The organism is Pseudomonas sp. WS 5411, from assembly GCF_012985595.1.
Taxonomy (GTDB): domain Bacteria; phylum Pseudomonadota; class Gammaproteobacteria; order Pseudomonadales; family Pseudomonadaceae; genus Aquipseudomonas; species Aquipseudomonas shahriarae.
In genome coordinates this window covers 548,198-561,837 of sequence record NZ_JAARMC010000001.1, presented here as the reverse complement: position 1 = coordinate 561,837, position 13,640 = coordinate 548,198, and the positions used below count along the sequence as shown (strand labels likewise).

Here is a 13,640-nt window from a genome sequence, read left to right as displayed (position 1 = left end):
CTATATCTCGTGAATCCGCTGCTTGAAGGTCCGGCCAATGGCATGCACACCCGGCTGGTAGTGTTGCTCTTCAATCGCCGCGAGTGCCAGGCGCAGGGCCGTCTCGGCGATCAGCGCGTGCTGCTGGGCCATGGCGTTGACCGGCAGCGGCAGGAAGTCCAGCAACTGGGTGTCACCAAAAGTGCCCAGGCGCAGCGGCCGGGATTTGAGCGGGAAGTCATGCAGCGCGTCAAACACCCCTTGCAGCAGGACGTAGGAAGTCGTCACCAATGCATCGGGTAAATGCCCCAGGCGTTGCAGGAGTTCTTCCATCAACTGGCGACCGCAGTCGCGGCTGAAGGCTTCGCCGTGCTCGACCAGCACATCACCTTTGAAGTCTTCAAGTGCTTGCTGGAAACCCGCCGCGCGCTCCTGGCTGATGCTCAGCTCGGGGCGGGCACCGATCAGGACGATCTGCCGGGGCAGGGGTTGCAGCAGGCTGCTGGTCAATTGCTGGCAGGCCTGGCGGTCATCGCTGACCACCGAGCAGAACTGCTCGGCGTCCATCACCCGGTCGATGGCAATCACCGGCAGGCCCTTGGCTTGCAGCTCGCGATAGCTGTCATCGCTGGCGGGCAGGCAACTGGCGACGAACAGTGCATCGCAACGCCGCGCGCGGAACAGTTGCAGCAACTGGCGCTCGCTGTTGGCATCGTCGTCGGAACTGGCGATCAGCAACTGATAGCCACGGGCCCGTGCGCCTTGTTCCAACAGCTTGGCGATCCGTGCATAACTGGGGTTTTCCAGGTCCGGCAGGATAAAGCCCAAGGTACGCGTGTGCCGGCTGCGCAATCCGGCGGCCTGGGGGTTGGGGGTAAAGCCGTGCTCCTCGACCACCGCCTGCACCCGTTCCACGGTGGCGCTGCTGATCCGTTGCTGTGCGGCTTTGCCATTGATGACGTAGCTGGCGGTGGTCACGGACACACCGGCTAAGCGTGCAATATCACTGAGTTTCAAACCGGGATTTCCTTGTTTTTTAGAGCTTGCCCCGACATTTTGTCCAATCGTAACCGATTCCTGCACGCGACCATTGTCGCAACTCAAGCGCCGAGCGGTGCTTCAAGGATGCAGAATTACCCAGTAATCTGCCATAAATTATAGATTAAACGTTTCAGCAGGCGTATTTTTACGATGATCGCTGCTGAGTGCCTACTGCCAATTGACCACTCAGTCAGTTATTTTTGCACGGTTTAATCAAAACAATACCTAGTGCGCACCCCGCACTAACTAGGAGAAAGGCATGCTTGAGCTCACCGTAGAGCAGATATCCATGGGCCAGGTGGCTGTGGATAAGTCTGCTGCCTTGCAACTGCTCGCCGAAAAACTGGTGGCCGATGGCCTGGTCGCCGAGGGTTACCTGAGCGGCCTGCAAGCCCGTGAAGCGCAAGGCTCGACCTTCCTTGGCCAAGGTATTGCGATCCCCCACGGCACTCCCGAAACCCGCGACCAGGTATTCGCCACCGGCGTGCGCCTGCTGCAATTTCCCCAAGGCGTGGATTGGGGTGATGGCCAGATCGTCTACCTGGCGATTGGCATCGCGGCCAAATCCGATGAACACCTGCGCCTGCTGCAACTGCTGACCCGCGCCCTCGGTGAAACCGACCTGGGCCAGGCGCTGTGCCGCGCCACCTCGGCCGACGCCTTGCTCAAACTGCTGCAGGGTGCGCCCCAGGAGCTGGCGCTGGATGCACAGATGATCGGCCTGGGCGTGTCCGCCGACGATTTTGAAGAACTGGTGTGGCGCGGCGCGCGCCTGTTGCGCCAGGCCGATTGCGTGAGCAATGGTTTTGCTGCCGTGTTGCAGCAAGTCGATGCATTACCCCTGGGTGATGGCCTGTGGTGGCTGCACAGTGAACAAACGGTCAAGCGCCCGGGCCTGGCCTTTGTCACCCCGGACAAACCCATGCGCTACCTTGGCCAGCCATTGAGCGGCCTGTTCTGCCTGGCCAGCCTCGGTGAGGCCCACCAGGCCCTGCTTGAGCGCCTGTGCGCCTTGCTGATTGAAGGGCGCGGCCAGGAACTGGGGCGCGCCACCAGCAGCCGGGCGGTCCTCGAAGTACTGGGTGGCGAACTGCCCGCCGACTGGCCCAGCGCACGCATTGCCCTGGCCAATGCCCACGGCCTGCATGCGCGGCCGGCCAAGGCACTGGCGCAACTGGCGAAGGGCTTCGACGGCGAGATCCGCGTGCGAATCGTCGACGGGCAGGGCGGCGCAGTGTCGGTCAAGAGCTTGAGTAAGCTGCTCAGCCTCGGCGCCCGCCGTGGCCAGGTGCTGGAGTTTGTCGCCGAGCCGGCGATTGCCGACGATGCGCTGCCGGCGTTGTTGGCGGCTGTGCAAGCGGGGCTTGGTGAAGACGTCGAGCCGCTGCCGGCCGTCAGCGCGCGGGTTGAAGTCATCGAGGCCGAACCACCGCTCAGTGCGCCGCTCTCCGGCAGCCTGATTCAGGCAATCCCTGCGGCACCGGGGATCGCCATCGGTCCGGCCCATATCCAAGTGTTGCAGCCTTTCGATTATCCACTGCGGGGCGAGTCGGCCAGCGCCGAGCGCGAGCGCCTATCCGCTGCGCTGCGTGATGTGCGCCACGATATCCAGGGCTTGATCGAGCGCAGCACGTCCAAGGCGATCCGCGAGATTTTCATCACCCACCAGGAAATGCTCGACGACCCGGAACTGACCGACGAAGTCGACACCCGCCTCAAGCAAGGCGAAAGCGCCGAAGCGGCGTGGATGAGCGTGATCGAAGCGGCCGCCAAACAGCAGGAGTCCTTGCAGGACGCGTTGCTCGCCGAACGCGCCGCCGACCTTCGGGATATCGGCCGGCGGGTGCTGGCGCAACTGTGTGGCATCGACACCCCGCAGGAGCCCGACGAACCTTACATTCTGGTGATGGATGAGGTCGGCCCGTCGGATGTGGCGCGCCTCGACCCGACGCGCGTGGCGGGGATCCTCACCGCACGCGGTGGTGCCACCGCACACAGTGCCATCGTCGCCCGCGCCCTGGGGATTCCCGCATTGGTTGGCGCGGGGCCGGCGGTCTTGCTGCTGGCCTCGGGCACGCCACTGTTGCTCGACGGCCAGCGTGGGCGCCTGCATGTGGATGCCGATGCCGGCACCTTGCAGCGCGCCACGCAGGAGCGCGACACCCGCGAACAACGCCTGCAGGCCGCCGCCGCCCAGCGCCATGAACCGGCCATGACCCGTGATGGGCATGCCGTGGAAGTGTTCGCCAATATCGGCGAAAGCGCAGGAGTGGCCGCGGCGGTCGAGCAGGGCGCCGAAGGCATTGGCCTGCTGCGTACCGAACTGATTTTCATGGCCCATTCCCAGGCCCCGGACGAAGCCACCCAGGAAGCCGAATACCGCCGGGTGCTCGACGGCCTGGCTGGGCGACCGCTGGTGGTGCGCACCCTGGATGTGGGTGGTGATAAACCCCTGCCTTACTGGCCGATTGCCAAAGAAGAAAACCCGTTCCTGGGTGTGCGCGGCATCCGCCTGACCCTGCAACGCCCGCAGATCATGGAAACCCAACTGCGTGCGCTGTTGCGTTCGGCGGACGGTCGCCCGCTGCGCATCATGTTTCCCATGGTCGGCAGCGTCGATGAGTGGCGTCAGGCCCGGGACATGACCGAGCGCCTGCGCGAGCAGATCCCGGTAGCGGACCTGCAACTGGGGATCATGATCGAAGTGCCTTCGGCGGCCTTGCTGGCGCCAGTACTGGCCAAGGAAGTGGACTTTTTCAGCATTGGCACCAATGACCTGACCCAGTACACCCTGGCCATCGACCGTGGGCATCCCACCCTGTCGGCCCAGGCTGACGGGCTGCACCCGGCAGTGCTGCAACTGATCGACATCACCGTGCGCGCCGCCCATGCCCATGGCAAATGGGTCGGGGTGTGCGGTGAGCTGGCGGCCGACCCGCTGGCCGTGCCGGTGCTGGTCGGCCTTGGCGTCGACGAGTTGAGCGTGTCGGCCCGCAGCATTCCCGAGGTCAAGGCCCGGGTCCGTGAATTCACCCTGAGCGAGGCCCAGACCCTCGCACAAAACGCCTTGGCCGTGGGCTCTCCCGCGCAAGTGCGCGCCCTTGTGGAGGCTGTGTAAATGGCAAGGATTCTAAGCCTGACGCTGAACCCGGCGTTGGACCTGACCGTACAACTGGCGCGCCTGGAGCCAGGGGCGGTCAATCGTAGCCAGGCCATGCTGACCCATGCGGCGGGCAAGGGCGTGAATGTCGCCCAGGTGTTGGCGGACCTTGGCCATCAAGTGACGGTTGGCGGATTCCTGGGGGCAGACAATCCCCAGGCGTTCGACGCGTTGATTGCCCGTCGGGGTTTTGTCGATGCGTTTATTCGTGTGCCGGGGGAAACCCGCAGCAATATCAAAATCGCTGAGCACGACGGCCGGGTGACCGATATCAACGCCCCGGGGCCACAGGTCAGCGCGCAGGCGCAAGAGGCGATGCTTGAGCAGTTGACGCGGATTGCCCCCGGCCATGATGTGGTGGTGGTCGCTGGCAGTCTGCCCCATGGGGTCAGCCCGCAGTGGCTGTACGCCTTGTTGCAGCACCTGAAAACCCTGGGTCTCAAAGTCGCCCTGGACACCAGCGGCGAGGCTTTGCGTGCCGGGTTGCAGGCCGCTCCCTGGTTGATCAAGCCCAACACCGAAGAACTGGCCGATGCGCTGGATTGCCCAGCCGACACGCCTGCGCAACAGGCCCAGGCGGCCAAGCGCCTGCATGCGCAAGGTGTGGAGCATGTGGTGGTGTCCCAGGGTGCCGAGGGGGTCAATTGGTTCACTGCAAACGGCGCGCTTCATGCCACGCCGCCCCGCGTCACCGTCGCCAGTACGGTGGGCGCGGGTGACTCGTTGCTGGCCGGCATGCTCCACGGTCTGCTGGTACAGGACAGCGCACATACGACCCTGGCGCGGGCCACGGCCATCGCCGCCATGGCCGTCACACAGATCGGTTTCGGCATCAGCGATGACGCGCACCTGGCGCGCCTCGAAAGCGGCGTGCAAGTACGCCCGCTGACAGAACAATAAGAGGGTTTGTCATGAAGTTAGCCATTGTTACCGCCTGCCCCAACGGCATGGTCACCAGTGTGCTGTGCGCCCGCTTGCTGGACGCCGCCGCACAACGCCAGGGCTGGAGCACCAGCGTGGAAGTGGTGGACGTGAACCACCCCGAGCGCGCCCTTTCCCAGGCCACCCTCGACGCGGCCGAATGGGTGTTGTTGGTCGCCAGTACGCCCGTGGACATGCAGCGCTTTGTCGGCAAGCGCGTGTACCAGAGCACTCCGGCCCAGGCGTTACAGGACGTTGAAGCGGTGCTGCAACGGGGCGCGCAAGAGGCCCAGTTGTACGTTGCCAGTACCACAGTGCCGACGGTAAAAAACGTGCCGCGCATTGTCGCCATCACCGCCTGCCCCACCGGCGTGGCCCACACCTTTATGGCCGCCGAAGCGTTGCAGCAGGCCGCCAAGGCCAAGGGTTACGACCTGCAGGTAGAAACCCAGGGCTCGGTAGGCGCACGTACGCCCCTGAGCGAGCAAGCCATTCGCGATGCCGACGTGGTGCTGCTGGCCGCCGATATCGAAGTGGCCACCGAGCGCTTTGCCGGCAAGAAAATCTACCGCTGTGGCACTGGCATTGCGCTCAAGCAGTCCGCCGCGATCCTCGATAAAGCCCTGGCCGAAGGCCAGCAGGAAAGCGCCGCCAGTGGTACGGCGGCCAAACCAGAGAAAACCGGGGTCTACAAACACCTGCTGACCGGCGTGTCATTCATGTTGCCGATGGTCGTGGCCGGGGGCTTGTTGATTGCCCTGTCCTTCGTCTTCGGTATCCACGCCTACGAAGAGCCCGGCACTCTGGCGGCGGCTCTCAAAGCGGTCGGCGACCATGCCTTCACCCTGATGGTGCCGCTGCTCGCCGGCTACATCGCCTATTCGATTGCCGACCGTCCGGGCCTCGCGCCGGGGATGATCGGCGGCCTGTTGGCCAGCACCCTGGGCGCAGGTTTTATCGGCGGGATCTTTGCCGGGTTCCTCGCCGGCTACAGCGTCAAGCTGATTACCCGCGCGGTGCCATTGCCGCAGAGCCTGGAGTCGCTCAAGCCGATCCTGATCATCCCGTTGCTGGCGAGCCTGATCACCGGCCTGGCGATGATCTACCTGATCGGCCCGCCGGTGGCGCAGATGCTGGCGGGCCTGACGGACTTCCTCAGCACCATGGGCACCACCAATGCGGTGCTGCTGGGCATCCTGCTGGGCGGGATGATGTGCGCCGACCTTGGCGGGCCAATCAACAAGGCGGCCTACGCGTTCTCCGTCGGCCTGCTGGCCTCCCAGAGCGGCGCACCGATGGCCGCCACCATGGCCGCGGGCATGGTGCCGCCGATTGGCATGGCAATCGCCACGTTCCTGGCCCGGCGCAAGTTCGCCCAGACTGAGCGCGAGGCCGGCAAGGCTGCGTTGATCCTAGGCATGTGCTTTATCTCCGAAGGCGCCATCCCGTTTGCCGCCAAGGACCCGCTACGGGTGATCCCGGCCAGCATCGCCGGCGGCGCATTGACCGGTGCCTTGTCGATGTACTTCGGCTGCAAGCTGATGGCACCCCACGGCGGGCTGTTTGTGATGCTGATCCCGAACACCATCAACCATGCGCTGTTGTACCTGTTGGCGATCGTCGCTGGCAGCGTGCTCACCGGCTTGGTGTATGCCGTGATCAAGCGCCCCGAGGCCGTCGCCTCAATGTAGGTGTCGGCGCCTGTCATCTGTGCTTCATCCGCCCATGCTTTAGTTTTCCTTTTGCTGTGCAGAGGGAAAGCCATGAGCCACTTCAACCCCGGCCGTCGCCGGGTGATTCAGGGTGTCGGCGCCGGCCTGCTGTTGCCGGGGCTGGCACCGGCGGTGATCGCGTCGGTCAAGGACCGGCCGCAGTTGACCGATGGCGTGCAGTCCGGCGACTTGCTGGGCGACCGCGCCATGATCTGGAGCCGCTGCGACCGCCCGGCACGGATGGTGGTCGAGTGGGATACCCGCAGCCTGTTCAGCAACCCGCGCCGATTCATCTCGTCTTTGGCCGACAGCCGCAGCGACTTCACCGCCCGCGTCGAGTTGACCGGGCTGCCCGCCGACCAGGCGATTTTCTACCGTGTGCAATTTGAGGACGCGCAGACCGGCGTGGCTAGCGAGCCCTGGTTCGGCCACTTGCGCAGCGTGCCGCAACAGCGCCGCGATATCCGCTTTGTGTGGAGCGGCGACACCGTCGGCCAGGGCTTCGGCATCAACCCGGACATCGGCGGCATGCGCATCTACGAAGCCATGCGTCTGCGCCTGCCGGATTTTTTTATCCACAGCGGCGACACCATCTACGCCGACGGCCCGGTGCCGGCGCAACTGACCACCGAAAGCGGGCGTATCTGGCGCAACCTCACCACCGAGGCCAAGAGCAAAGTCGCCGAAACCCTGGATGAATACCGTGGTAACTATCGCTACAACCTGATGGACGAAAACGTGCGCCGCTTCAATGCCCAGGTGCCGCAGATCTGGCAATGGGACGATCACGAAGTGGTCAACAACTGGTCGCCTGGCAAGCAACTGAACGAGCGTTACCAGACCAAGGACATCACCACCCTGGTGGGCCGCGCACGCCAGGCCTGGCTGGAATATGCGCCGATGCGCTTGCAGGGCGCCGACCAGGGCGGGCGTATCTACCGCAAGCTCAGCTACGGGCCGTTGCTCGATGTGTTTGTACTGGACATGCGCAGCTATCGTGAGGCCAACGATGACAACCTGGGCGCTGCCAAGCCGTTTCTGGGTCGGGCGCAATTGGACTGGCTCAAGGGCGGACTCAAGGCATCGAAGGCGCAGTGGAAGGTGATTGCCGCCGACATGCCCATCGGCCTCGGCGTGCCCGACGGCGAAGTCAGCCCCGGTGTGCCGCGCTGGGAAGCGGTGGCCAACGGCGACCCTGGCGCGGCCCAGGGCCGTGAGCTGGAAATTGCCGAGTTACTCGGTTTTCTGCGCGCGCAACAGGTGCGCAACCATGTGTGGCTGACCGCCGATGTGCACTACTGCGCGGCGCACCACTACCACCCGGATCGGGCGGCGTTCCAGGATTTCGAGCCGTTCTGGGAGTTTGTCGCGGGGCCCTTGAATGCAGGGAGCTTCGGGCCCAATCCGCTGGATAAAACCTTTGGCCCGCAGGTGGTGTTTGAAAAAGCCCCACCGGCGCAAAACACGTCGCCGTTTGCCGGGTTCCAGTTTTTTGGCGAGGTGCAGATTGATGGGCAAACGGCGGAGCTGACGGTCACGTTGCGCGACCTGGATGGCGTGTCGGTATTCGAACAAAAACTCCAACCCACCTGACCTGAAATGCGCCCAAACCTGTGGGAGCGGGCTTGCCCGCGATTGCGGTAGATCAGCCAGCCAATCGGTTACTGACAGACCGCCATCGCGGGCAAGCCCGCTCCCACATTTTGATAGGTGTAGGTCAGTAGACATCCCGGCGGTAGCGGCCCTGTTCGATAAGGCGTTGCACCGCCTCGCTTCCCAGAACATCCACCAACACCTGATCCACCCCGGCCGCCATGCCCTGCAAACTCCCGCAGACATAAATCGCTGCGCCCTCGGCCAGCCATTTACGCAGTACATCGGCGGATTCGCGCAGGCGGTCCTGGACGTAGATTTTCTCGTCTTGATCCCGCGAAAACGCCAGGTCCAGCAACGCCAGGTCGCCACTGGCCAACCAGCCTTGCAGCTCGTTCTGGCAGTGGTAGTCATGGGCGATGTTGCGTTCGCCGAACAGCAACCAGTTGCGCTGCTGGCCATCGGCGATGCGCGCCTTGAGCAGGCTGCGCAAGCCGGCCAGGCCAGTGCCGTTGCCCAGCAGAATCATTGGCACAGGCTCCGTTGGCAGATGGAAGCCGCTGTTGCGCCGCAACCGCAGGCTGATCGCGGCACCCAGCGGCGCGTGCTCGGTCAGCCAGCCCGACCCCAGGCCCAGGCTGCCGTCAGGGTGGCGTTCCTGGCGCACGATCAGCTCCAGCACGCCGTCGCTGGCAATCGAGGCGATGGAGTATTCGCGCACGCCCACTGGCACCAGTGCCTCCACCAGCGCCTGGGCGTGCAGGCCGACCAGATGGGAGCGGTTGTCCGGCAATTGGCGGCTGGCCAGCACCTGTTCCAGGGGCCGCGCCAGGCCATCGACAAGCACTTCGTCCGTGCCGGCGATGCCCAGGCCATCGAGGAAATGCTCGACGGCCCACGGGCAATGGCGTGGCAGAATTTCCACCAGGTCGCCGGCCAGCCAGTCGCGCGGGGCGGGCGGGTTGAGGCCCAGCAGGTAGACACCCGTGCCGCTGCTGTCTGGGTTGAGCAAGGTACGCTGGCTCAGGGTCCAGCTTTCATAGTGGGCGCTGGCCCAGGCGGCCGGTGCATGGCCGGTGATCTGCCCCAGTTGGTGTTGCCAGTGCAGCAGGGCCTCCTGGTCGCCGCTGTCGACTTCGACCGGGGCGAACAATGCGTTGCCGCCCTGGTGGGTCAGCCAGAAGTGCAGGCGCCGGGCAAAGCCGCAGAAGTGCTGGTATTGGCGATCGCCCAGGGCCAGCACCGAGTAGTTCAGGCCCTGGAGAGAAAGGTCGCGCCCCAGCACGCTGCGTTCGAAGCCGCGCGCGCTGTCCGGTGCTTCGCCATCGCCGAAGGTACTCACCACAAACAGTGCGTGTTCCGACTGGCGCAAGTCCTCTTCGCTGACGCTGCCCAGGGGCTGGACCTTCACCGGCAGCCCGGCGGCCTGCAACTGGCCGGCGGTCTGCCAGGCCAGTTGCTCGGCAAACCCGCTCTGGCTGGCGAAACCGATCAGCCAGGCCGGTGCATCGCTGTGGTTCTCGCCCAGGCCTTTACGGGCATCGCGCACCTGGCGCTTTTTGCGGCGGCGGTCCAGGTACAGCAACCAGCCGGTAATAAAGAACAGCGGCATGCACAGCGCAGTGACGGTAAGAATGATCCGCCCCACCAGGCCGAAATAGCTGCCCACATGCAGGGCATAGATGCTGGTCAGCAGCTGCGCCTTGAGGCTTTTGTCGCCATAGCGCTCGACGCTTTTGACGACGCCTGTGGCCGGGTCGAGGTTGATCTGGTTCAGCGCGCGGTCATGGGGCGAGCTCTGCAACAGGTAGTAGACCGTGGCCGGCTGCCCGGCGACAGGTGGCATACGGATGTTGTAGGTGCTCAAGCCCGGGCCGGCAGTGCTGTAGATGCTGCTCCAGATCGCCTCGTAATTGGCGATGGGCGCCGGGCCCGCAGGCGCCGGGCCGCGATTGCGCACCCGCTCGTTCTGCGGTGCATCGGACAGCAGCCGGGTCAGGCCTTTGTTGTACCACTCGTAGGACCAGGACAGCCCGGTAAGCGCGGCCAGCAGATAGAACAGCAGGCACCAGGTGCCGAACACCGAGTGCAGGTCCCAGTTGAAGCTGCGGCCTTTCTTGCGCCAGTCCAGGGTCAGCCAGGCACGCCAGCTCGCCACCTGGCGCGGCCAGCGCAGGTACAGGCCGGAAAGGCAGAAGAAAATCAGAATCAGCGTACAGGCGCCGGTGATTTGCCGGCCGGTGTCACCCATGGCGAGGAAGCGGTGCAGTTGCAGCATCAGGCCGAAAAAATCCTGGCCGACGGCGTCGCCCAGGTAGTCGCCGGTGTACGGGTCGAAGTAGCGCATCTGCCCCCGGCGCTCGCCCGGTGGCGGGGTGAAGAACACCCGTGCAGCGTTGCCGCTTTCGCTTTCCACCCACAGCATGGACACGGCCTTGCCTTCGGTGGCTTCGAGTTTGCGCACCAGTTCAGCGGGCGGCAGCACCCCGGCGGGTTGTTTTTGCACGGTCAGTACCGTGGGGTTGAGCGCCCGCAGGATTTCATCCTGGAACGAGTACGCGGCCCCGGTAATCCCCATCAATGCCAACACCAGCCCGGCGGTAATGCCGAAAAACCAGTGCAACTGGAACAGGGTTTTCTTCAACACGTCGGACGGCCTCGCTGAGCTGGATATGATTTTTACGGCGCGCATTATGCCGTGGGTGGTCGAGAAACTTTCTTTTTTACAGACGAAAGCCCCGGGCAGCCAATGCGCGGGGCTTTTGCATGAAACGTCTAGCGCCTTAGAAGTGGAAGCTGGTGGTCAACAGCGCGGTACGACCGGCTGCCTGGTTGGCGAAGTGCGCGCCATAGGCCTTGTCGTAGTAGGTCTTGTCGGTCAGGTTTTGCACGTTCAATTGCAGGTCGACGTTTTTGGTCAGCTTGTAACTGGCCATGGCGTCGTAGCGGGTGTAGGACGGCACGTAGACGGTGTTGGCCGGGTCGCCGTAGACGTCGTCCACATAGAACGCGCCGCCACCGACGGTGAGTTTCGAGGTGATGTCATAGGTGGTCCACAGGCTGAAGGAGTGCTTCGGCGTGTTGGGCATTTCGTTGCCTTTGTTGGAACCGGCAAGGACGCTACCCCGGCGGTCACCGTTTTTGCCTGGGTCCACCAGCTCGCTTTTCAGGTAGCTGTAGCCGGCGAACACCTGCCATTGCTCGGTGAGTTTGCCGCTGGCGGAAAGCTCCAGGCCATCAACCCGGGACTCACCGGCATTTTCATAGGTGTTGGAGTTCACCAGGATGCGCGCGTTTTTCTTCTCGGTGCGGAACACGGCAGCGGTCAGGGACAGGCGGTCGTGGAACAGATCCCACTTGGTGCCCAACTCGTAGTTGACGGTTTCTTCCGGCTTCATGTCGCTGGTGTTGATGCCGCTAGCAATGCTGTTGGGCTCAACACCTTCGCCCACCAGGCCACCAGGAGGCGAAGCCGAAGTGGCATAGGAGGTGTAGATGCTGCCGTTTTCCATCGGCTTCCAGACCAGGCCGGCCTGCCAGTTGAAGAACTGGCTGTCGTCCTTAAGCTTGGTACGGGCTTGTACCGTGGAGCTTGGTACGGCGTTGGTGTTGGCGACGGTGTCGAAAGTGTCATAACGCAGACCAACGTTCAGCAGCCACTGTGGATCGAGCTCGATGGTGTCGAACACGTACGCGGCGCGGCTGGTGGCCTTGGTGTTGGTGCCCATGTAGTTGCGGGCGACGCTGCCGGTCCAGGCATCGTTTGGGTTCGGGTCGCTCAATGACGTGCACTGACCACCCTTGCCACCCCCGGCCACAGTGCAGACAGGGTTAGTGTTTGGGCTGACGGTGTAACCGCTGACACGGGTTTCTTCCCCGGTAAATTCCAGGCCGGTGGAGTAGCTGTGCTTGAAGCCCAGAGCCTGGAAGCTGCCAAACAGATCGGTCTGGTTGGTGGTGGTCGTGGTGGTCGACACACGGCTATTGGCCCGGCGCCAGACGGTGCCGAACTGGTTGACGTTGAGTTTGCTGTCGTCCGGCTGAGTGAGGACGTAATCCTGACCCGTACTGCCATGACGCAGGGTGTTCTTGATCGTCATGTTGTCGTTCAGGTCGTGCTCGATGGAGAACGTACTGATATCGGCGCGGGTCTTGCGGAAGTCGCGATCCTTGAGGCCGTAGAAGTTGCTGCTGTCGCCGCCGTCGGTAGGCTTGTCGTGACCATGGGCGGTGGCTGCGGCGGAGCTATAGCCATAAGGAATGCCCGAATCCGGCAGGTCGTTGCTTTCCATATGGTAGTAGCTGAGGTTGACGCGGGTCGGGGTGCCCAGGCCAAAGGTCAGCGACGGTGCCACGCCCCAACGGTCGTAGTTGACTGCGTCGCGGCCGGCCACGTTCTGTTCGTGGCTCATCAGGTTCAGGCGAAACGCGGCACTGTCGAGGAACTGGCGGTTGACGTCGAGGGCATAGCGACGGGTCTGGTCGGAGCCGTAGGTAAAACCGCCGTTGAGGAAGTCCCGTGCTTGTGGGGTTTTGCTCACCAGGTTGAGGCTGCCACCGGCCGAGCCACGGCCACCGAACGAGGAGTTGGGGCCCTTGCTGACTTCGATGGACTCGATATCGAAAATTTCCCGGCTCTGGCCGCCGGTGTCACGCACGCCGTCCAGGTAGGTGTCGCCCTGGGCATCGAAGCCGCGGATGAACGGGCGGTCGCCCTGGGGGTTGCCGCCTTCGCCAGCACCAAAGGTAATGCCCGGCACGGTACGCAGAGCGTCCTGCAGCGAGGTGGCGGCAGTGTCCTTGAGTACCTGCGCCGGTACCACGGTGACGGAGCGCGGGGTGTCGACCAGCGGCGCGGTGTATTTCTGCGAAGAGGCGTTTTCGGTCTGGTAGGAGGTCGCGTCCTGTTCCTGGCCGGTGATGCTGGTGGCTCCCAGGGAAATGCTGTTGCGCTCGCCTTTTTGTTCGGTCTCTTCGGCCGCTTGCGCCATGTGGGCCACGGAGCTGGCGCTGATGGCCACGCCAATGGCCGAGGCCAGCAAGCGCGGTGAACTGTTTGGTGTTTTTGTAATGTGGCGCGACATGAAATTCCCTACCCCAAGGATGTTAGGGCGCGAAATATATTGTAAACAATTATGCATAGCAATTGAGAGGCATTGCTATTTGCGTCCTATTTACAAAATTTACACTTCGGGAGTTACGGTTTTTGCGGGCTCATACGTCTGCCCGTCGGA

The 13,640-nt window shown here is 63.6% G+C and carries 7 protein-coding genes; 4 read left to right on the top strand and 3 right to left on the bottom strand.

The window, feature by feature from the left end; genetic code table 11:
* The gene (cra, locus tag HBR93_RS02510; RefSeq protein WP_115129021.1) at nucleotides 1-996 is read right to left on the bottom strand and encodes a catabolite repressor/activator; all 996 of its coding nucleotides are present in this window, start codon (nucleotides 994-996) and stop codon (nucleotides 1-3) included.
* Between the two features lie 283 nt (nucleotides 997-1,279).
* Here cra and ptsP point away from each other — a divergent pair, with 283 nt between their 5' ends.
* The 4 genes from ptsP to HBR93_RS02490 all read left to right on the top strand — a co-directional run bounded on the left by ptsP (nucleotide 1,280) and on the right by HBR93_RS02490 (nucleotide 8,406).
* Entirely contained in the window at nucleotides 1,280-4,138 is a 2,859-nt protein-coding gene (gene ptsP, locus HBR93_RS02505) for a phosphoenolpyruvate--protein phosphotransferase (RefSeq protein WP_169959779.1), read from the top strand.
* Nucleotides 4,139-5,080 carry a 1-phosphofructokinase gene (gene pfkB / locus HBR93_RS02500; RefSeq protein WP_169959778.1) on the top strand — a complete coding sequence of 314 codons (942 nt, stop codon included), beginning with the start codon at nucleotides 4,139-4,141 and terminating at the stop codon, nucleotides 5,078-5,080.
* 11 nt (nucleotides 5,081-5,091) lie between these two features.
* Nucleotides 5,092-6,792, top strand: a complete 1,701-nt coding sequence (locus HBR93_RS02495) for a PTS fructose-like transporter subunit IIB (protein ID WP_169959777.1) — start codon at nucleotides 5,092-5,094, stop codon at nucleotides 6,790-6,792.
* Between the two features lie 72 nt (nucleotides 6,793-6,864).
* Complete coding sequence (locus HBR93_RS02490) at nucleotides 6,865-8,406, top strand: alkaline phosphatase D family protein (protein ID WP_169959776.1); 1,542 nt, start codon at nucleotides 6,865-6,867, stop codon at nucleotides 8,404-8,406.
* 124 nt (nucleotides 8,407-8,530) lie between these two features.
* Here the strand turns inward: HBR93_RS02490 and HBR93_RS02485 are convergent, their stop codons facing one another.
* Together HBR93_RS02485 and HBR93_RS02480 are read right to left on the bottom strand one after the other, a co-directional pair.
* The gene (locus tag HBR93_RS02485) at nucleotides 8,531-11,053 is read right to left on the bottom strand and encodes a sulfite reductase flavoprotein subunit alpha (protein WP_169959775.1); all 2,523 of its coding nucleotides are present in this window, start codon (nucleotides 11,051-11,053) and stop codon (nucleotides 8,531-8,533) included.
* Between the two features lie 136 nt (nucleotides 11,054-11,189).
* Nucleotides 11,190-13,490 carry a TonB-dependent siderophore receptor gene (locus HBR93_RS02480; RefSeq protein WP_169959774.1) on the bottom strand — a complete coding sequence of 767 codons (2,301 nt, stop codon included), beginning with the start codon at nucleotides 13,488-13,490 and terminating at the stop codon, nucleotides 11,190-11,192.
* Nucleotides 13,491-13,640 lie beyond the last annotated feature (150 nt).

Bases quoted from the DNA above. Each gene is read 5' to 3' on its own strand.
- HBR93_RS02495 (WP_169959777.1), top strand. From the start codon at position 5,092: ATGAAGTTAGCCATTGTTACCGCCTGCCCCAACGGCATGGTCACCAGT.
- pfkB (WP_169959778.1), top strand. From the start codon at position 4,139: ATGGCAAGGATTCTAAGCCTGACGCTGAACCCGGCGTTGGACCTGACC.
- HBR93_RS02480 (WP_169959774.1), bottom strand. From the start codon at position 13,490: ATGTCGCGCCACATTACAAAAACACCAAACAGTTCACCGCGCTTGCTG.
- ptsP (WP_169959779.1), top strand. From the start codon at position 1,280: ATGCTTGAGCTCACCGTAGAGCAGATATCCATGGGCCAGGTGGCTGTG.
- HBR93_RS02490 (WP_169959776.1), top strand. From the start codon at position 6,865: ATGAGCCACTTCAACCCCGGCCGTCGCCGGGTGATTCAGGGTGTCGGC.